The organism is Rathayibacter sp. RFBD1 (assembly GCF_002932915.1).
Lineage (GTDB): Bacteria > Actinomycetota > Actinomycetes > Actinomycetales > Microbacteriaceae > Rathayibacter.
Genome location: NZ_PSWQ01000020.1, coordinates 191,867 through 210,186, shown reverse-complemented (window position 1 = coordinate 210,186; position 18,320 = coordinate 191,867). Strand labels below are relative to the sequence as shown.

The following is an 18,320-nucleotide window of genomic DNA, read 5'->3' as shown; positions in this document are numbered from 1 at the left end:
CCGCCCCCGACGCGCTCACATCCGGTCCGGGGCCGTGACGCCCAGCAGGGAGAGCCCGTTGCGGAGCACCTGCCCGGTCGCCTCGTTCAGGCGCAGCCGGGTCGAGTGCACGGCCTCGACCGGGTCCTCGCCCTGCGGCACGACCCGGCAGTTGTCGTACCAGCGGTGGTAGAGGCCGGCGACCTCCTCGAGGTACCGCGCGACGCGGTGCGGCTCGCGCAGCTCCGCGGCGTGCGCCACGATGCGCGGGAACTCCTGCAGGCCGCCGAGCAGCGCCGACTCGGTCGGATGCACCAGCGTCTCGGGCGCGAACGGCTCGACGGGGACGCCCGACGCCGCGGCCTTCGCCGCGACCTGGCGGGTGCGCGCGTGGGCGTACTGCACGTAGTAGACGGGGTTGTCGTTGCTCCGCTTGGTCAGCAGGTCGAGGTCGATGTCGAGGGTCGAGTCGGCCGAGGAGCGCACCAGCGAGTAGCGTGCGGCGTCCACGCCGACGGCCTCCGTGAGGTCCTCCATCGTGACGACGGTCCCCGCCCGCTTGGACATCCGGACCGCCTCGCCGTCGCGGAGCAGGTTGACCAGCTGGCCGATCAGGATCTCGAGGTTCACGCCCGGGGTGTCGCCGAACGCCGCGCACATCGCCATCATCCGGCCGATGTAGCCGTGGTGGTCGGCGCCGAGCATGATGATCGCCCGATCGAAGCCGCGCTCGCGCTTGTCGAGGTAGTAGGCGAGGTCGCCCGCGATGTAGGCCGCCTCCCCGTCGCTCTTGATGATGACGCGGTCGCGGTCGTCGCCGAACGAGGTGGTCCGCAGCCAGGTGGCGCCGTCCGCCTCGAAGATGTGCCCGAGCTCGCGGAGACGCTCGATCGCGCGGTCGACGGCACGCGACTCGTGCAGGGAGTTCTCGTGGAAGTACACGTCGAAGTCGACGCCGAACTCGTGCAGGCTCTGCTTGATCTCGCCGAACATCAGCTCGACGCCGATCGAGCGGAAGGTCTCGGCGAGCTCCTCCTCGGGCAGGACGGCGAGGTCGCCCGGGTAGGCGGCCGCGACGCGCTCGGCGATGTCGCCGATGTAGGCGCCGCCGTAGCCGTCCTCCGGGGTCGGCTCGCCGCGGTGGGCGGCGAGGAGGCTCCGCGTGAAGCGGTCGATCTGCGCGCCGTGGTCGTTGAAGTAGTACTCGCGGGTCACCTCGGCGCCCTGCGAGAGGAGCATCCGGGCCAGGCTGTCGCCGACCGCCGCCCAGCGCGTCCCGCCGATGTGGATGGGGCCGGTGGGGTTGGCGGAGACGAACTCGAGGTTCATCCGGACGCCGGCGTAGGCGGACCCGGTGCCGTAGGCCTCGCCCGCCTCGACGATCGCGCCGGCAAGTGCGCCCGCGGCCGCGGCCTCGAGCCGGACGTTGAGGAAGCCGGGACCGGCGACCTCGACGGTGGCGACGCCCTCGACCGCGCCCAGCCCCTCGGCCAGCTCGGCGGCGAGTTCGCGCGGGTTCGCGCCGACCCGCTTCGCGAGCTTCATCGCGATGTTCGAGGCCCAGTCGCCGTGGTCGCGGTTCTTCGGGCGCTCCAGCACGACGTCCGAGAGCTCGACGCCCGCATCGCTCCCCCGTCGCTGCACGGCGTCGAGGACGAGGGCGTGCAGGGAGGCGGCGAGCTGTTCGGGAGTCACGGGGAGCGATTCTACCGGCCGCCGCGCCCGCGCCCCCCGTCCCTCCTGCACCGCGGGGCCGCTCGGCAGGGCGGCGTTGCTAGGGTGCGACGCATGCGCCGTCCCGCCGCCCTCCTCCTCGTCGCCCTCGCAGCGGCGGCCCTCTCCGGCTGCTCCCCCGCGGCCGACCCGGAGCCGAGCGCGAGCGGCGCCGTCAGCGGCACGCCGATCCCCCTCGCCTGCGAGCAGCTGGTCCCGGCCTCGGCGCTCGCGGGCCTGTGGGGCGGATTCTCCCCGGACGACGGCATCGGGACCACCGCCGTCTCCGAGGAGATCGCCCAGTACGACGGCCTGGTCTGCGGATGGTCCGACGATTCGGGCGCCGAGCTGCAGCTGGCCGTGGCCCACCTCGACCCCGCGGTGATCGAGGCGCTCAAGAACGAGTTCTTCACCACCAGCAAGGCCGTCCCCACCTACGGCAAGCCGCCGGAGATCGAGGGCTACTACCAGGTGGCCGAGGGGCGGGGCGTCGCGGACGCCTTCGTCGGCGAGTACTGGATCGAGGCGTCCAGCGCCTCCTTCGTCGAGCCGGGCGACCCCGAGCCGCTCGTGCGGTCGGCGATCGGCGTCCTCGCCGGCTGAGCCCCGGCGTCAGCCCAGGCGCACCGGCGAGACGTGGTCGTCGACGAGCGCCGCGTCGCAGTCGGCCTCCACGCTCATCCCGGTCAGGCGCAGGTCCGTCAGGTAGCTGCTGAGGAACGCGGTGTCCGCCGTGTCCCGGCCGGACGAGATGCGCAGCATCGACCCGCGCGGAGCCAGCCGGGTCGCGTCCACGACGTGCCAGGCGCCGCCCACCCAGGCCTCCGTGACCGCGTGGAAGTCCCGCGGCTCGAGGCCCGGCGCGTAGACCGCCGTCACCCGGGCGGGGATGTCGAGGGCGCGGAGCAGCCCGGCGACCGTGTGCGCGAAGTCCCGGCACACGCCCTGGCCGCTCTCGATGACCTGCGCCGCTCCCCCGGTGCCGACCGTCGACCCGTAGACGTACGACAGGTGGCCGTGCACCCATTCCTCGACGGCCGTCAGCGCCTCGAAGCCCCGGGCCCGCCCGAACTCGCGCCGGGCGATCCCGCCGAGCACGTCCGCCTCGGCGTACCGGCTCGGCCGCAGGTACTCGACGAGCTCGAGCTCGCTCGGCTCGTCCGGAGCGCCGTGGCCGGCGACCCGCGCCCGGTACTCGACCCGCAGGTCGCCCTCGTTCCCCGCGACGCGGTGCACGCGGGCGCCGTGCCGCGCCGGGAACTCCCGCACCGGCACGTCCTGCCCGTCGAGCCGGACGGTGAAGGAGTCCTCGAACGAGTCGCCCGTGGGCGTCGCCGCCACCAGGAAGATCAGGTCGGTCGGGCCGTTCAGACGCAGATCCAGCGAGGCGGAGACGGTGCGCAGCATGGCTCCATCGTGGCATGCGCGAGGACCGCTCCCGGCGTCGGGGCCCGCCCCGCCCGGGTGCTAATGTGGTCAGGCACTCCTGGCCCCCATAGCTCAGGGGATAGAGCACTGCCCTCCGGAGGCAGGGGCGTAGGTTCGAATCCTACTGGGGGCACATCGGCGGTCCTCCGCTCCCCTCCCTCGCACATGGGCGCTCAGCCCCGGTGCTCGACGCCCCTCGAGGCGCACCCCTCCATCACGGACCGAGCGGCGTCACCCGGTGGGCGACCGAGTCCGACCGTGGCGCTCCTCACCCGGCGCTCCGACACTCCCGAGACAGCACGAAGGCCCGCGATCGTCGATCACGGGCCTTCGGAACGTTCACCACCGGCACTCGGCCGGTCGGGCTCACTCGTAGAGGTGGAAGGTGCCGGCGCAGTCGGCCGAGCAGAAGCCGTCGCGGCGACGGGCCGAGGCCGCTCCGCAGGCTTCGCAGCGGCGGCGTCCGAGCATCCGCGAGATCAGGCTCTGAGGCGCCGACGCGACCACCGAGACCGGGGTGTCGGGGCGCACGGGGGCTCCCGTGGTCGAATCGAGCTGGATCCCAGCGGTGTCGAGCGTGGCGCGAAGCATCCGTGTTCCTTCCGATCGGTGAACCATGTGCGAGCACTGTATTGCCAGTCCCTGAGATTCTGCGAAGGGCTTGACGCGGCTCGCGATCGAGAGTAGCCGAAATCGACATCTGTCGGTCAGTCGGGATCGACCCGGGGAACGACGAACAGCCGCGCCCCCTCCTGGCGGAGAGAGGCACGGCTGTTCGGGTGTCGGGGATCGGTGGGCGGACGACGCCGGAGCTCATGGGAGCGGAGCGTCGGGCCCGGAACGACCGGGAAGTGGGCCTAGTACGCGCCGCTGGTGCTCCGGGTGTCGATCGCCACCGTCTGTGCGGGAACCGGCGCCGGTCGCAGGGCGGGGAGCGAGGCGCTCCTGCCCGTGCGGAACGGCAGCAGGACGAGCATGACGGGGAGAAGGACGATCCACAGGAGGACCGACAGCGCGAGACGCGCCCAGATGGAAAGAATATTGAGCATGTTTGTGCCGCCTTCGGGTGACGGTAGAGGTGAACTTCGCGAACAGTATCATCGGGCCGACGGGGGGAGAAGAGTAGAATTGCGCCACTGATCGCGCCTCTCCCGCCACGCCCCCGAGCGGTCTATTACTCCTCATTCGTCGCCCAGCGCCGATCGGATGGGTCGATCCCGCATCCGATCGACACACGGCCCGCGCAGTGCGTCCTCCGAAGAGCCGGGCCGTAGGGTGAGCGCGTGAAGATCCTTGTCGTCGAAGACGATCCAGCCATGGGTGAGGCCCTCGTCGGCGGCCTCGAAGACGCCGGCTACGAGGCCGTGCTCACCACGAACGGCATCGACGCGCTCGTCGCGTTCAGCAACGCCGAGTTCTCGGCCGCCATCGTGGACGTCATGCTCCCGGCGATGTCGGGCTTCGAGATCTGCCGCCGGATCCGCGAGCTCGGCCGGCCCACGCCGATCATGCTGCTGACCGCGCGGGACGCGATCGAGGACCGCGTCTTCGGGCTCGACGCCGGAGCGGACGACTACCTCACCAAGCCGTTCGCGTTCACCGAGCTCAACGCGCGGCTCCGGGCCCTCCTGCGCCGCAGCCCGTCGCTGATGTCCACCTCGATCGACGTCGGACGCATCACCGTGGACGGATCGAGCATCCGGCGCACCGCCGACGGCTCGCGCATCCACGTCAGCCCGAAGGAGCTCGAGCTCCTCAAGCTCCTCATCACTCCCGTCGGCTCCGTGGTGACCCGCCAGCGGATCCTCTCCGAGATCTGGGGCGGCGGCGAGATCGTCGACAACAACATCGTTGACCAGTACGTCAGCTACCTGCGCAAGAAGCTCCCGACCGAGGACACGGGCGTCAGCATCGTGACTGTCCGCGGCAAGGGATACTTCCTCCGCCCGGTCGAGTAGCCCGTGTCGCGGATGAGCACGGCACGCCGCCGGGTCGGCGCGCTCTCGATCCGCGCGAGGATCACCGTGGGAACGGTCGCTGTGGCGACCGCCCTCTTCGCGCTCGCGGCGCTGCTCTTCTACCAGGTGGTCACCGGCATCGTCGACCGCAGCGAGCGGACGATCCTGATGTCGATCGAGGACGAGGTGCGCCGCGACATCTCGGCGGGCAACGTCCCGCGGACGCAGGGCTCGTCGACGGGCCAGCTGTTCCTCGCCCTCGCGCCCGACGGGAGCGTCAGCACCTCGACCATGCCCTCGCGCCTGAGCGGCGAGGTGCTCAGCGCTCTGGCGGAGGAGCCCGCCGACACCTCGCCCCGGTACGCCGACGTGACGACGGCGAACGGCAGCTACCTGGTCCGCTTCACGGCCATCGAGAGCGATCGCGGCGTCTGGCAGGTCGCCTCCGCCCGCGATCAGGCCGCGTCGCAGCTCGTCCTCGACGACTTCGCCCACGTGCTCGTCTACGCCGCGATCTTCCTCGTCGTCACGTTCGGGCTCGCCTCGTGGATCCTGACGGGCGCGGCCCTCGCCCCGGTGCGCCGGATGCGGGCGCGCGCGGATCAGATCGCCGCCGAGCCCGGGCAGGGCGACCAGCTCCCGGTCGTCGGCACGCGCGACGAGATCGACGAGCTCGCGGTGACGCTGAACGCGTTCCTGACCAAGCAGACCGCGTCGCTGGCCCGGGAGAAGCAGATGGTGTCGGATGCGAGCCACGAGCTCCGCACTCCCCTCGCCGCGCTCTCCGCGCAGCTCGAGATCGCCCACCACCGTGTCGACGACCCGGTCGCGGTCGACCGGGTCATCCTCGACGCGCAGAAGAGCGTCGACCGGCTCGTGCGCCTCGCATCCGCCCTCCTCGACATCTCGCGCATCGAGAGCCGCACCGTCCGCCCGACCGCTCCCTTCGCCGAGCTCGTCGACGAGCTGGTGGGCGCCGTCGACCGCACCCGCCTGCTCGCCTCGGAGTCGGGGGTGGAGATCGACTACGAGATCGACGAGCGCGAGCCCGCGCGGCTCTACGCGGTCGCGTCCCAGGACTTCGGCCGGGTGATCGACAACCTCGTGAGGAACGCGATCCAGGCGATGAACGGCGGCGGCATGATCGTCGCCTCCCTCTCGCAGTCGGACGGGCGCCTGATGCTCAGCGTCTCGGACGACGGACCGGGGATGCCCGACGCCTTCATCCCGGTCGCCTTCGACCGCTTCTCCCGCCCGGACGACTCCCGGACCCTCGCCTCCGGCGGCAGCGGTCTCGGACTGGCCCTGGTGCACACCACCGTGCTCTCGGCCGGCGGGACGGTCGCCCTGGTCAACCGCTCCCCCCGGGGTCTCGCGGTCGACATCGTCCTCCCGCCCGTCGGCTCCGCCTGAGCCGCCCCGCCCCGGGAACGACGAAGGCCCCCGGCGGACCGGGGGCCTTCGTGGAGGATCGTCAGCGCGGGTCGTCCTCGGGGCGGACGGGCTGCGGCTGCGGGTCGCCGACCGCGGCGGGCGGCGGAGCCCAGGTCGTCTGCGGCGCCTCCGCCGGGGAGGTGCCGCCGTCGAGCAGGTTGCGCGCGCGGTTGACCACCTCGGGGTCCACGAGCACGGAGTAGCTGGTCGCGATCACCTGCATGGTCGAGGTGAAGTCGCGACGGCGGCGGTTCACGGCGTAGGAGGCGAGCCCGAAGAGCATCCCGAAGCCGGCGCCGAGGAGGACCGCCGCGATGAGGAAGGAGAGCTCCGTCGTCGGCGAGAAGATGATGAGCAGGAGGCCCAGGAAGACGCCGAGCCAGGCGCCGGAGGCCGCTCCGGCGAGGGCGACGCGGCCCCAGGTCAGCTTGCCGGTCACCCGCTCGACGCTCTTGAGCTCGTTGCCGATGATGGCGAGCTGGCGCACCGGGAAGTCGGCGCGGGCGAGCACGTCGACGGCGGCCTGCGCCTCCTGGTACGTGTCGAACGTGGCGAGGATCTCCCCGCGCGGGATCGTGGGGAAGGCCGGCCCTCGGCCGCTGAACGGCGTCTGCTGAGTCACCCGGACAGAATCGCACAGGCCACTTGAAGGTCTCTGAACGGATTCGGAGAACCGGCCGAGGGCGAGCCGGGAACGCTCGGCGTCCGCCCGGCTGCACGGGACTAGGTTTGTAGCCGTGAGTTCCGCCAGAGTCTTCGTCGCGCGCTTGGCCGGATGCAGTGTCTTCGACCCGGCCGGCGATCGCGTCGGCAAGGTCCGCGACGTGCTCCTGGTCTACCGGCAGAACGATGCCCCGCGGGTGGTCGGCCTGGTGGTCGAGATCCCCGGGCGCCGTCGCGTCTTCGTGTCGATCGGCCGGGTCACCAGCATCGGCAGCGGCCAGATCATCACCACCGGGCTCATCAACGTGCGCCGCTTCGAGCAGCGGGGCGGCGAGGTCCGCGTCATCGCCGAGCTCCTCGGCCGCCGGGTGAGCTTCGTGGACGGCTCCGGTGACGCGGTCGTCGAGGACGTCGCGATCGAGGAGGCCGCTCCCGGCGAGTGGGAGCTCGCGCAGCTCTTCGTCCGCCGGCCCAAGACCAGCCCCTCCCCCTTCGCCAAGGGCGCGACCGCCTTCGCCGGCTGGCGCGAGGTCCGCGAGAGCGTCTCGACCGAGGCGCAGTCCGCCGAGCAGTACGTCGCCAGCCTCTCCGAGCTCAAGCCCGCCGACCTCGCCAGCACGCTCCTCGACCTGCCGCAGCAGCGGATGCTCGAGGTCGCCGGCGAGCTCTCGGACGACCGCCTCGCGGACGTGCTCGAGGAGATGCCCGAGAGCGAGCAGGTCGAGATCCTCGGCCGGCTCGACGACGACCGCGCCGCCGACGTCCTCGACCAGATGCAGCCGGACGACGCGGCCGACCTGATCGCCCAGCTCTCGGAGGAGCGCGGCGAGGCGCTCCTGGAGCTGATGGAGCCCGAGGAGGCGGACGACGTCCGCATGCTCCTCACCTACGCTCCGGAGTCCGCCGGCGGTCTGATGACCACGGAGCCGATCATCGTCTCCTCCGAGGCGACCGTCGCCGAGGGCCTCGCTCTCATCCGCCGCCACGAGCTCGCCCCGGCCCTCGGCGCCGCCGTCTGCGTCACGCTGCCGCCCTACGAGCCGCCGACCGGCCGCTTCCTCGGCATGGTGCACTTCCAGCGGATGCTCCGCTACCCGCCGCACGAGCGCCTCGGCACCCTGCTCGACCAGAGCATGGACCCGATCACGCCCGAGACCTCGGCGGCCGAGGTCGCCCGGATCCTGGCCAGCTACAACCTCGTCTCGGTGCCCGTCGTCGACGCGTCCCACCGCCTCGTCGGCGTCGTGACCATCGACGACGTCCTCGACTACCTCCTCCCCGACGACTGGCGCAGCCACGGCGACGACGACGAACCGAGGAAGCCGGTGACGACGGCGACGCAGGGCGTCCCGCTCGTGCCGCCGGCACCCGCGGCGACAGGCAGGACACGACGGGGACGGAGGGGCGCGCGTGGCTAGGGACACCAAGCAGGACCGGCGCCTGGACGCTCCGAAGGGCTTGCGCACCCGCGTCCTCTCCCGGCGGAACCGCCCGAGCAGTGACCGCTTCGGCCGCCTGACCGAGTCGTTCGCCCGCGGCATGGGCACGCCGTGGTTCCTGGTCGGGATGACGATCTTCTGCGTCTTCTGGCTGATGTTCAACACCTACGGGCCCGCGGACGCTCGCTTCGACTCTCAGGCCCTCGGCTTCACGGTGCTGACGCTGATCCTCTCGCTGCAGGCCTCCTACGCCGCGCCGCTGCTGCTGCTCGCGCAGAACCGACAGGACGACCGCGACCGCGTGCAGATCGAGCAGGACCGGCAGCGGGCCGAGCGCAACCTCGCGGACACCGAGTACCTCGCGCGCGAGGTCGTGGCCCTGCGCCTGGCGATCCGCGACATGGCGAGCAAGGACTTCATCCGCTCGGAGCTGCGCGGCCTGCTCGAGGAGCTCGAGAAGGATCGGGCGCAGGAGCCCGAGCGGCGCGATGCCTGACGTCGCCGCCATCGAGACCGCCGTCAGGACGGCGCTGGCCCGCGTCGTCGATCCGGAGATCCGGAAGCCCATCACCGATCTCGACATGCTCGAGTCGGTCGAGGCGGCCGCCGACGGAGCCGTCCGCGTCGCGATCCGGCTGACCATCGTCGGCTGCCCGGCCGCCTCCGCGATCGAGCGCGACGTACGCGAGGCCGCGGCCTCGGCTCCCGGAGTCACGGCGGTCGACGTCGTGGTCGGAGTCATGACGCCGGCGCAGCGCACCGCCCTCACCGAGCGCCTCCAGGGCGGCCGCCGGAGCATGCCCTTCGGCCCGGACTCGCTCACCCGCGTGTACGCGGTCACCAGCGGCAAGGGCGGCGTCGGCAAGTCGACCGTCACCGCCAACCTCGCGGTCGCCCTCGCTCAGCGGGGTCTCGCGGTCGGCCTCGTGGACGCCGACGTGCACGGCTTCTCCATCCCCGGCCTGCTCGGCTTGATGCACGACGGGCGCGTCGCGGGGCCCACCCGCGTCGGCGAGCTGATGCTGCCGCCGGTGGCGCACGGGGTGAAGGTCATCTCGATCGGGATGTTCCTCGAGGGCGACACCCGCGGGGCGGCCGTCTCCTGGCGCGGGCCCATGCTGCACCGCACGATCTCCCAGTTCCTCACCGACGTGTACTTCGGCGACCTCGACGTGCTCCTGCTCGACCTGCCTCCCGGCACGGGGGATGTGGCGATCTCCATCGGGCAGCTGCTCCCCCATGCGGAGGTCCTCATCGTCACCACGCCGCAGCCGGCGGCCGCCGACGTGGCCGAGCGCAGCGGCGCGCTCGCCCGCCAGTCGGGTCAGCGCATCGTCGGAGTGGTCGAGAACATGTCCGGACTCCCGCAGCCCGACGGCTCGGTGCTGGAGCTCTTCGGCAGCGGAGGCGGGGCCGAGGTCGCGCGTCGGCTCACCGCGACGGGCGACGAGGTGCCGCTGCTCGCGTCGCTGCCGATCTCCGTCGCGCTGCGGGCGGGGGGCGACGAGGGCGTGCCCGTCGTCGTCGGCGATCCGGAGGATCCTGCTGCCCGGGCGATCGACGCCCTGGCGGCGACGCTCGCCGCGCGGCCGCGGGGACTGACCGGCCGTCGGCTTCCGCTTGCCGTCGGCTGACGCCTCCGCGCGGCTTCGTGCGGGCGGCGTCGGTCGAGGGGCCCGCCCGGGGCTACTCGTGGAGCAGGGCTCAGGTGGCCTCGGAGTCGATCGGCGGCGGCGCGACGCTCGAGAGCGTGCCGGAGGAGACGGAGCGCTGCATCGTCGTGTAGTAGCTGTCCTGCGCGGAGCCGGTGCCGCCCGGCACGACCGGAGCGGCGACAGCGGTGGGCGGCTTCACGGTGGGGACCGGGTCGTCCTCGAGCAGGGCGTCGCGGATGATGCGGCGGGGATCGTACTGGCGCGGGTCGAGCTTCTTCCAGTCGACGTCGTTGAACTCGTCGCCCATCTCGTCCTTGACGCGCTCCCGGGCCTGCGTGGCGAATCCGCGCACCTTGCGCACGAGCTGCCCGAGCTGGGCGGCGTAGTGCGGGAGGCGGTCGGGACCCAGCACGAAGACGGCGATGACCCCGATGATGAGGAGCTTGTCGAACGTCAGACCGAACACGAGGACAACACTAACCCGCCGCGCCTCCCTCGCGGAGCCCGCGCGCCACCGTACCCTGACGATGCCCGGGCGCGATCCGCCCGGTGCACCGATCAGAGGAGCGCCCCCGTGTCCGACAAGGATGCCAACTGGAAGTACGCCGAGGACGCGGTCGTCGAGTCGGAGGCCATCGCCTCGGCCCGCCGGCTCTCGGTCGAGCTGGGCATCGACGCCGTCTCCCCCTCGATCGGCGCGCAGGCCGCGCTGGTCGCCGCCGCGGCGCGCGCGACCTCCATCATCGAGATCGGCACCGGCACCGGAGTGAGCGGCCTGTGGCTGCTCGACGGCGCCCCCGAGGCCATGCTCACCTCGATCGACTCCGAGGCGGTGCACCAGCAGCACGCGCGCGCCCAGTTCCACGAGGCGGGCATCTCGCCCAACCGGCTCCGGCTCATCCCGGGCCGCGCCCTCGAGGTGCTGCCCCGCATGAACGAGAACTCCTACGACATCGTCTTCGTCGACGGCGATCCGCTGCAGGTCATCGAGAACGTCGAGCACGCGCTGCGGCTCGTCCGTCCGGGCGGGACGGTCCTCGTCCCCCACGCGCTCTGGCGCGGACGCGTGGCCAACCCCGCGCAGCGCGACGAGATCGCGACGGCGTTCCGCACGCTGGTGGCCGAGGTCTGCGCCTCCCCCGCCGTGGTCAGCGTGCTCTCGCCGATCGGCGACGGCCTGCTGCAGGCCAACAAGCGCCGCGCCTGACGAGCGCGGCCGACCGGGGACAGACGGAACGCCCGCCGCACGGTGTGCGACGGGCGTTCACGACGGTGCGGATCAGGCGGGAGACACCACCGACGCGAGCGCGTCGTGCAGCTCTTTCGCCTCTGCATCGTTGACCGAGACGACGAGGCGTCCGCCTCCTTCGAGCGGAACGCGCACGACGATGAGTCGGCCCTCCTTAACAGCCTCCATCGGTCCGTCTCCGGTCCTCGGCTTCATGGCCGCCATAGAGTTCCCCTTTCGTGACGTATCCCCCTATTATCGTGCATCCGCGGAGGTGTTCCGAACCGCGCCCGGAAGTCGGGCGTCAGCCGATCACGGCGGGGACCAGTCGCCGGGGGTGAACACCCAGCACAGCAGCACCCAGACGATCTGCCCGACGATCGATGCGGCCACCACGAACACCCTCAGGAGGGTCGACCGCGGCACCGCGAGCGCCCCGGCCAGCGGGAACATCGGCATCAGGATGCGGAACGTGCTCGACTGCGGGTAGAAGAACGCGAAGAGGTAGATCGCGTAGCCGCCGACCCAGAGCCGCGAGAAGACGTCGAGGCTGCGCGTGGCCCGCGAGAACAGGATCGCCAGGAATCCGAGCACCACCACGACGGTGATGCCCATGCCCGTGATCGGCGAGCCGAACCAGAGGCCTCCCCACCAGCCCCCACCGGCGAACCAGGAGGTGAAGGGGATGAGCTCGCCCTCGCCGATGAAGACGCTGCGCCAGGCGAGCTCGGTGTCGGTGTAAGCGGTGAAGGAGCCGGTCACGGCCCAGGCGATGAGCAGCCAGGCGAAGCCCACCGCGAGGGACCAGACCGTGAGGGAGACCGTGAAGGCGAACTCCCGGCGGGCGAACGGCTCGGTGCCGCGCACGTGGCGCCAGACGCGGTAGAGGAAGTAGAGGCCCGTCATCGCCGCGATCGCGAGGCCGCTCGGGCGCAGGAGCCCCACGATAAGCACGACGGGGAACGTCCAGATCCACTTGCGGCGAACCAGCAGGAGGAGCAGCACGGCCGTCAGGAGGATGCCGCCGGACTCCGCGTAGCCGATCTGCAGGATCGGGGACGTCGGAGCGACGCAGAAGAAGACGATCCCCATCAGCGCCTGGCCCTCGCTGAGCGAGACGCGGAACAGCCGGTAGATCACCAGGCACGCCGCTGCACTGCAGACCAGGGCGACGAGCACCGCCGCGTTCGCCCAGTCGAGCCCGGTGATGTTCATCAGGCCGCGGACGGTGAACGGGTAGACGGGCATGAACGCCCAGGGGTTCTGCTCCACGGCTCCGGACGGCGAGAGCGGCAGGACCGACGGGTACCCCGTCATCCCGATCCGCTCGTACCAGCCGCCGTCCCACGTCGTCGCGAACCGGACGTAGGTGTCGCGGAGTCCCGTCCACTCGACGCCCTGACGCACGGCGCCGACGCGGAGCATGATCACGGTCGTGACGACCCGGGACACGGCGAAGACCAGGAGCACCTGGATCCACCACGGGATCCTCCGGAGCAGACCCCAGCGGGAGCGGGACGGGGAGGCGTCCTCCGTCTCCGGCGCGATCGCGGTGGCGCTCACGCGAGCGGCCCGCGGTCCGTCGAGGAGGCGGTCGTCAGCGGGGAGCGGGCGGGTGTCGCCGCGGCTCGCCGGCGGGTCGGCCGGAGGAGGGGCGACGCGTGTCGCGGCTCACCGGCTGGCGTGAGGGGAGACATTCCGACGAGCATACCCGTGCGGGAGTCGGGAGTCCCCGGAGGAGCACCGCGCCGGGCGGGCGCGCGGCACGATCACGGCGGAGTCCAGTCCGATCCGGCGACGGCCCAGCAGATCGAGATCCAGACGATCTGGCCGCCGATCCCGAGCAGGACCAGCGCGACGCGGAAGACCGGCGAGCGCGGCACCGCCAGCGCTCCGACGAGCGGGAACATCGGGCCCAGCAGCCGGAAGGTGCTCGACTGCGGGAAGAAGAACGCCAGCAGGTAGACGCCGTACCCGGCGACCCAGGCCCGGCTGAAGAGATCGAGCCGCCGTGTCCACGGTGCGGCGAGGATCCCGACGAACGCCGCCAGCAGGAGCACCACCAGCACGACGCCGACGGCCGGAGCACCGAACCACCACGAGCCCCACCAGGCGCCGCCCTGGAACCACGGGGTCAGCGGGAGCAGCTCCTGGTAGCCGATGTAGACCGCACGCCACGCCAGCTCGGTATCGGTGTACGCGGTCATCGACCCGGTGACGGCCCACGCCACGGCGGGCCAGAGGAAGCCGACCACGAGCCCCCACGCCGTCAGGCCCACAGCCGGCAGCCACTCCGACCGCGGGAACGGCTCCGTGCGGCGCCGGACGAACCGGTAGACGACGTACAGGCCGAGCGCGGCGGCGAAGGCGAGCCCGCTCGGCCGGGTCAGGCCCAGCAGCAGCACGACGGGCACGACCGCGAGCCAGCGCCGCCGCACCAGGAGGAGGAGCGTGACCGCGGTCAGGAGCATCGCCATCGACTCCGCGTAGGCGAGCTGCATCAGCGGCGAGGTCGGCGCCACGCAGAACAGCAGCACCGCCGTCAGCGACTGCGACTCGCCGAGGGAGTGCCGGAAGAGGCGGTACAGGACGAGGCAGGCTCCGGCTCCGCACAGGACGGAGACGGTCACGGCGGCCGGAGCCCAGGTGAGGCCGGTGACCGCCATCAGCGCCTTCACGACGCCCGGGTAGAGCGGCATGAAGGCCCAGGCGTTCTCCCCCACGTGGCCGTCCTGCGTGATCGGCAGGAAGCCGGGGTACCCGGTGGCCGCGATGATCTCGTACCAGCGGCCGTCCCACATCGATGCGAAGGCCGAGTAGGACGGGGAGGGTCCGGTCCACGGGTTCGCGAGCTGGTGCGCGGCGAACTGCAGCAGGATCACCGTCGTGACCACGCGGGTCGCGATGTACACCAGGAGGACCCGCGCCCACCACGGGACCAGGCGCAGGCGGAGGCGGACGGGGACGGCCGTGGCGCTCGCGCTCACGAGGACGCGGTCAGCCAGCGGCGGAGGCCCTCGGTGCACTCGGTGATCTCGTGCACCGCCACGCGCTCGTCGTCGGCGTGGGCCCGGAGCGGGTCGCCCGGTCCGTAGTTGACAGCCGGGATGCCCATGGCGGAGAACCGCGCGACGTCGGTCCAGCCGTACTTGGGCTTCGCCTCGGCTCCGACGGCGGAGAGGAAGGCCTGGGCCAGAGGTGCGTCCAGCCCCGGGCGGGCGCCCTCGGCCAGATCGTCCACCGTCACCTCGAACCCCTCGAAGAGCTCCTCGAGGTGAGCGAGCGCCTCCTCCCCGGACCGGTCGGGGGCGAAGCGGTAGTTGACCTGCACCGTGCAGAGGTCCGGGATCACGTTGCCCGCGACCCCGCCGGTGACGCGCACGGCGTTGACGCCCTCGCGGTACACGAGGCCCTCGACCTCGACCTCGCGCGGTACGTAGGCGGCGAGGCGGTCGAGGATCGGCGCCGCCGCGTGGATCGCGTTCTCGCCGACCCAGCTGCGGGCGGAGTGGGCGCGGACGCCGCGGGTGACCACGTCGACCCGGAGCGTCCCGTTGCAGCCGCCCTCCACTGCTCCGCTCGTCGGCTCGCCGAGCACGGCGAAGTCGGCGGAGAAGAGGTCGGGGCGGTGCCGGGAGAGACGGCCGAGGCCGTTGAGGTCCGCTGCGACCTCCTCGTTGTCGTACCACATCCAGGTGATGTCGACGGCCGGATCGGAGAGCTCGGCGGCGAGGACGAGCTGCACCGCCACTCCGGCCTTCATGTCGACGGTCCCGCGGCCGACCAGGTGCTCGACGCCGTCGATCGTCTCGGCGACGACGGGCAGGTTGCCGTTGACCGGCACCGTGTCGAGGTGCCCGGCGATCACGACGCGCTGGGCGAGGCCGAGGTTCGTCCGCGCCACGACGGTGTGGCCGTCGCGGATGACCTCGAGGTGGTCGTACTGCTCGAGCGCCCACTGCACCGCGTCCGCGATCTCGAGCTCGTCGCCCGAGACGGACGGGATGTCGCAGAGGATCCGCGTCAGGGCGACCGGATCGGTGCGCAGATCGAGCGGAGGGGCGGTGGTCGGATCGGCCATGCGCCCCAGGGTAGCGGCCGGACGCTCCGCGCTACCCTGATCGGCATGACCCTCGAGCACTCCGCAGACTCCTCCGCGCCCGCCTCCGCCTGGGGATACGGGCTCGCCACCGTGGCCGCCGACGGCACCGTCCTCGACACCTGGTTCCCGGAGCCGCGCCTCGGCACCATCCCGGCCGGCCGCGACCCCTGGATCGTGCCGGCGGAGTTCGAGGAGCAGGCCGGCGAGGATCCGCGCCGCGAGGTCCGCATCGACGTGGTCACGCTGCAGATCGACGTGCAGGCGCCGCCCGCCTCCACGTCCGACGCCTACCTGCGGCTGCACCTGCTCTCGCACCTCCTGGTCCGCCCGAACGAGGTGAACCTCGACGGCGTCTTCGCCCACCTGCCGAACGTGGTGTGGACGAACGCCGGTCCGGTCTCGCCGGAGTCGTTCACCCGCCTGCGCCCCTCGCTCCGGCGCCACGGCATCCAGGCCACCGGCATCGACAAGTTCCCGCGGCTGACCGACTACGTCACCCCCGCGAAGGTGCGCATAGCGGACACCTCGCGCGTCCGCCTCGGGGCGCATCTGGCACCCGGCACGACGGTGATGCACGAGGGCTTCGTCAACTTCAACGCCGGGACCCTCGGCAGCTCGATGGTCGAGGGGCGCATCTCGCAGGGCGTCGTGGTCGGCGACGGCTCGGACATCGGCGGCGGCGCGTCCATCATGGGCACCCTCTCGGGCGGAGGAGTGCAGCGCGTCTCGATCGGCGCGCGGGCGCTGCTGGGTGCGAACTCGGGCATCGGCATCTCCCTCGGCGACGACACCGTCGTCGAGGCCGGCCTCTACGTGACCGCCGGCACCAAGGTCGTCGTGGTCGGCGGAGCGCCGCGCGCCGACGGCGCCCCGCAGACCGTGAAGGCCGTGCAGCTCTCGGGCGTGCCGAACCTGCTCTTCCGCCGCAACTCACTCACCGGAGCTGTCGAGGTCCTCCCCCGCACCGGCGCCGGCATCGAGCTGAACGCCGCCCTGCACGCCTGAGGACGGGCGTCCGGCGCCGCCGGGCCCAGCAGGCGGCACCCCGGGACGAACCGTGCTGATCGAGTCCGCGGCGACCACGCCGCTCTGCGTCCCGCCTCGAAGGAGAGGTTCGAGCCTCGGACGGCTGACGAGAGGCGGGTGCGCTGCACAGCGAGAGCCCGCCCCCGGCGGGGACGGGCTCTCGGGGACCGGTCAGCGGTCGGTCGGCCAGTGGCGCTCGGGTGACCCCATGTAGAGCTGCTGCGGGCGGCCGATCTTGGTCTGCTTGTCGGTGTTCATCTCGCGCCAGTGGGCGATCCAGCCGGGCAGGCGGCCGATCGCGAAGAGCACGGTGAACATCCGGGTCGGGAAGCCCATCGCCTTGTAGATGACGCCCGTGTAGAAGTCGACGTTCGGGTAGAGGCGCCGCTCCTTGAAGTAGTCGTCCTCGAGAGCGAGGGCCTCGAGCTCCATCGCGATGTCGAGCAGCGGGTCCTTCACGCCGAGGGCCTGCAGGACCTCGGAGGCGCTCTCCTTGACCAGCTTCGCGCGCGGGTCGTAGTTCTTGTACACCCGGTGGCCGAAGCCCATCAGGCGCACGCCCTCCTCCTTGTTCTTCACCCGCTCGACGAACGTCGACACGCTCTCGCCCGACTCGCGGATCCGGCCGAGCATGGTGAGCACCGCCTCGTTCGCTCCGCCGTGCAGAGGGCCGAACAGGGCGTTGATGCCGGCCGAGACGGAGGCGTAGAGGTTCGCCTCGGTGGAGCCGACGAGGCGGACGGTCGACGTCGACGCGTTCTGCTCGTGGTCCTCGTGGAGGATCAGGAGGCGGTCGAGCGCCTTCGAGAGCACCGGGTCGACCTGGTACTGCTCGGCCATCGTTCCGAAGTTGAGGCGGAGGAAGTTGTCGACGAAGCTCAGCGAGTTGTCCGGGTAGAGGAACGCCTGGCCGATCGCCTTCTTGTGGGCGTACGCCGCCATCACGGGCAGCTTCGCCAGGAGGCGGATCGTGGTGAGCTCCACCGCCTCCGGATCCTTCGGGTTGGAGCTGTCCTCGTAGTACGTCGACAGGGCCGAGACTCCGGCCGAGAGCACCGACATGGGGTGCGCGCTGTGCGGGAGCGCGTCGAAGAAGCGCTTGAGGTCCTCGTGGAGGAGCGTGTGGCGGCGGATGCGCTCGTCGAAGCCCGCGAGCTCGTCGGCCGTCGGCAGCTCGCCGTAGATGAGGAGCCAGGCCACCTCGAGGTAGGTCGCGTTGGTGGCCACCTCCTCGATCGGGTAGCCGCGGTAGCGGAGGATCCCCTGGTCGCCGTCGATGTAGGTGATCTGCGACTTGGTCGCCGCCGTGTTCACGAAGCCGTAGTCGAGCGACATGAAGCCGGTCTGCTTCGACAGGGTCGAGAAGTCGATGCTCGAGGAGCCGTCGACGCTGCGCAGGACCGGGAAGTCCGCGGTGCGGTCGCCGAAGGTGAGCGTGACCTTCTCGGGGAGCTCCTGCTCCGCCGGCGCGGGCGGCGGCGTCGTGGCGCTCCCGGTCGCGGGCTCCGTGGAGCCCACCGTCGCGGTTCCGTCGCTCTGCGTGCCGGATTCGGTCACAACGCCTCCCAGGTCGTCGCGGTCGCACCCCGGAAGCGCTCGCGCGGAGCGGGCGGCGCCGGGTCTGGATCGTGGTGCAGCCGGGGCCTCGCGAGGCGCCGTCGACCGAACCACATACAGCCTATGGGCAAAGCGGGG

19 protein-coding genes and 1 tRNA gene are annotated in these 18,320 nt (G+C 71.8%); 9 read left to right on the top strand and 11 right to left on the bottom strand.

The window, feature by feature from the left end; all coding sequences use genetic code 11:
• Positions 1-15: 15 nt before the first annotated feature.
• Positions 16-1,674: an arginine--tRNA ligase gene (gene argS, locus C5D50_RS10135; RefSeq protein ID WP_104222999.1), complete on the bottom strand. Its 1,659-nt coding sequence runs from the start codon at positions 1,672-1,674 to the stop codon at positions 16-18.
• Positions 1,675-1,767: 93 nt separating this feature from the next.
• Here argS and C5D50_RS10130 point away from each other — a divergent pair, with 93 nt between their 5' ends.
• Positions 1,768-2,295 (top strand): hypothetical protein, encoded by a 528-nt coding sequence (locus C5D50_RS10130; protein WP_104237561.1) that lies wholly within the window; start codon positions 1,768-1,770, stop codon positions 2,293-2,295.
• 9 nt (positions 2,296-2,304) lie between these two features.
• Here the strand turns inward: C5D50_RS10130 and C5D50_RS10125 are convergent, their stop codons facing one another.
• Entirely contained in the window at positions 2,305-3,099 is a 795-nt protein-coding gene (locus tag C5D50_RS10125; protein ID WP_104232730.1) for a transglutaminase family protein, read from the bottom strand.
• Between the two features lie 82 nt (positions 3,100-3,181).
• Here C5D50_RS10125 and C5D50_RS10120 point away from each other — a divergent pair.
• Positions 3,182-3,253: transfer RNA gene (locus C5D50_RS10120), tRNA-Arg, on the top strand.
• 233 nt (positions 3,254-3,486) lie between these two features.
• Here the strand turns inward: C5D50_RS10120 and C5D50_RS10115 are convergent.
• Together C5D50_RS10115 and C5D50_RS10110 are read right to left on the bottom strand one after the other, a co-directional pair.
• Positions 3,487-3,711, bottom strand: a complete 225-nt coding sequence (locus C5D50_RS10115; RefSeq protein WP_104249561.1) for a hypothetical protein — start codon at positions 3,709-3,711, stop codon at positions 3,487-3,489.
• Positions 3,712-3,977: 266 nt separating this feature from the next.
• Positions 3,978-4,169, bottom strand: a complete 192-nt coding sequence (locus C5D50_RS10110) for a hypothetical protein (RefSeq protein ID WP_104232732.1) — start codon at positions 4,167-4,169, stop codon at positions 3,978-3,980.
• Between the two features lie 234 nt (positions 4,170-4,403).
• On the opposite strand from C5D50_RS10110, the gene C5D50_RS10105 reads away from it, so the two are divergent.
• Together C5D50_RS10105 and C5D50_RS10100 are read left to right on the top strand one after the other, a co-directional pair.
• The gene (locus C5D50_RS10105) at positions 4,404-5,078 is read left to right on the top strand and encodes a response regulator transcription factor (RefSeq protein ID WP_258059273.1); all 675 of its coding nucleotides are present in this window, start codon (positions 4,404-4,406) and stop codon (positions 5,076-5,078) included.
• 12 nt (positions 5,079-5,090) lie between these two features.
• Positions 5,091-6,491 carry a cell wall metabolism sensor histidine kinase WalK gene (locus C5D50_RS10100; RefSeq protein WP_146076469.1) on the top strand — a complete coding sequence of 467 codons (1,401 nt, stop codon included), beginning with the start codon at positions 5,091-5,093 and terminating at the stop codon, positions 6,489-6,491.
• Between the two features lie 61 nt (positions 6,492-6,552).
• Here C5D50_RS10100 and C5D50_RS10095 read toward each other — a convergent pair whose 3' ends face one another.
• Positions 6,553-7,134 (bottom strand): general stress protein, encoded by a 582-nt coding sequence (locus C5D50_RS10095; RefSeq protein ID WP_258063841.1) that lies wholly within the window; start codon positions 7,132-7,134, stop codon positions 6,553-6,555.
• Positions 7,135-7,249: 115 nt separating this feature from the next.
• Here C5D50_RS10095 and C5D50_RS10090 point away from each other — a divergent pair, with 115 nt between their 5' ends.
• Genes C5D50_RS10090 through C5D50_RS10080 form a run of 3 tightly spaced genes read left to right on the top strand, consistent with a single transcriptional unit; the run spans position 7,250 to position 10,248 of the window.
• Complete coding sequence (locus tag C5D50_RS10090; protein WP_104225554.1) at positions 7,250-8,593, top strand: magnesium transporter MgtE N-terminal domain-containing protein; 1,344 nt, start codon at positions 7,250-7,252, stop codon at positions 8,591-8,593.
• Positions 8,586-9,110, top strand: a complete 525-nt coding sequence (locus C5D50_RS10085) for a DUF1003 domain-containing protein (protein WP_104222991.1) — start codon at positions 8,586-8,588, stop codon at positions 9,108-9,110. Before C5D50_RS10090 ends, C5D50_RS10085 begins: the two co-directional genes overlap by 8 nt.
• On the top strand, positions 9,103-10,248 hold the full coding sequence (locus C5D50_RS10080) for an Mrp/NBP35 family ATP-binding protein (RefSeq protein ID WP_104283416.1): 1,146 nt from the start codon (positions 9,103-9,105) through the stop codon (positions 10,246-10,248). The genes C5D50_RS10085 and C5D50_RS10080 overlap by 8 nt, the downstream gene beginning before the upstream one ends.
• A gap of 70 nt (positions 10,249-10,318) precedes the next feature.
• On the opposite strand, the gene C5D50_RS16365 is transcribed toward C5D50_RS10080, so the two are convergent.
• Positions 10,319-10,735 carry a twin-arginine translocase TatA/TatE family subunit gene (locus tag C5D50_RS16365; protein WP_146079582.1) on the bottom strand — a complete coding sequence of 139 codons (417 nt, stop codon included), beginning with the start codon at positions 10,733-10,735 and terminating at the stop codon, positions 10,319-10,321.
• Between the two features lie 108 nt (positions 10,736-10,843).
• Between C5D50_RS16365 and C5D50_RS10070 the strand changes: the two genes are divergently transcribed.
• Entirely contained in the window at positions 10,844-11,476 is a 633-nt protein-coding gene (locus C5D50_RS10070) for an O-methyltransferase (RefSeq protein ID WP_104222989.1), read from the top strand.
• A 72-nt stretch (positions 11,477-11,548) separates the two neighbouring features.
• On the opposite strand, the gene C5D50_RS10065 is transcribed toward C5D50_RS10070, so the two are convergent.
• The 4 genes from C5D50_RS10065 to dapE form a co-directional block, all read right to left on the bottom strand.
• Positions 11,549-11,722 carry a DUF3117 domain-containing protein gene (locus C5D50_RS10065; protein ID WP_068208299.1) on the bottom strand — a complete coding sequence of 58 codons (174 nt, stop codon included), beginning with the start codon at positions 11,720-11,722 and terminating at the stop codon, positions 11,549-11,551.
• An 87-nt stretch (positions 11,723-11,809) separates the two neighbouring features.
• Positions 11,810-13,060, bottom strand: coding sequence for a hypothetical protein (locus C5D50_RS10060; RefSeq protein ID WP_104283415.1), 1,251 nt, complete (start codon positions 13,058-13,060; stop codon positions 11,810-11,812).
• Positions 13,061-13,266: 206 nt separating this feature from the next.
• On the bottom strand, positions 13,267-14,484 hold the full coding sequence (locus C5D50_RS10055; protein WP_244229451.1) for a hypothetical protein: 1,218 nt from the start codon (positions 14,482-14,484) through the stop codon (positions 13,267-13,269).
• Complete coding sequence (gene dapE / locus C5D50_RS10050; protein ID WP_104249555.1) at positions 14,481-15,578, bottom strand: succinyl-diaminopimelate desuccinylase; 1,098 nt, start codon at positions 15,576-15,578, stop codon at positions 14,481-14,483. The genes C5D50_RS10055 and dapE overlap by 4 nt, the downstream gene beginning before the upstream one ends.
• Before the next feature lie 45 nt (positions 15,579-15,623).
• On the opposite strand from dapE, the gene dapD reads away from it, so the two are divergent.
• Complete coding sequence (dapD, locus tag C5D50_RS10045; RefSeq protein WP_104232738.1) at positions 15,624-16,604, top strand: 2,3,4,5-tetrahydropyridine-2,6-dicarboxylate N-succinyltransferase; 981 nt, start codon at positions 15,624-15,626, stop codon at positions 16,602-16,604.
• Positions 16,605-16,796: 192 nt separating this feature from the next.
• Here the strand turns inward: dapD and C5D50_RS10040 are convergent, their stop codons facing one another.
• Positions 16,797-18,182, bottom strand: a complete 1,386-nt coding sequence (locus C5D50_RS10040) for a citrate synthase (RefSeq protein WP_258059270.1) — start codon at positions 18,180-18,182, stop codon at positions 16,797-16,799.
• Positions 18,183-18,320 lie beyond the last annotated feature (138 nt).

Bases quoted from the DNA above. Each gene is read 5' to 3' on its own strand.
- C5D50_RS10130 (WP_104237561.1), top strand. From the start codon at position 1,768: ATGCGCCGTCCCGCCGCCCTCCTCCTCGTCGCCCTCGCAGCGGCGGCC.
- C5D50_RS10125 (WP_104232730.1), bottom strand. From the start codon at position 3,099: ATGCTGCGCACCGTCTCCGCCTCGCTGGATCTGCGTCTGAACGGCCCG.
- C5D50_RS10115 (WP_104249561.1), bottom strand. From the start codon at position 3,711: ATGCTTCGCGCCACGCTCGACACCGCTGGGATCCAGCTCGATTCGACC.
- C5D50_RS10110 (WP_104232732.1), bottom strand. From the start codon at position 4,169: ATGCTCAATATTCTTTCCATCTGGGCGCGTCTCGCGCTGTCGGTCCTC.
- C5D50_RS10100 (WP_146076469.1), top strand. From the start codon at position 5,091: ATGAGCACGGCACGCCGCCGGGTCGGCGCGCTCTCGATCCGCGCGAGG.
- C5D50_RS10080 (WP_104283416.1), top strand. From the start codon at position 9,103: ATGCCTGACGTCGCCGCCATCGAGACCGCCGTCAGGACGGCGCTGGCC.
- C5D50_RS10065 (WP_068208299.1), bottom strand. From the start codon at position 11,722: ATGGCGGCCATGAAGCCGAGGACCGGAGACGGACCGATGGAGGCTGTT.
- dapE (WP_104249555.1), bottom strand. From the start codon at position 15,578: ATGGCCGATCCGACCACCGCCCCTCCGCTCGATCTGCGCACCGATCCG.
- dapD (WP_104232738.1), top strand. From the start codon at position 15,624: ATGACCCTCGAGCACTCCGCAGACTCCTCCGCGCCCGCCTCCGCCTGG.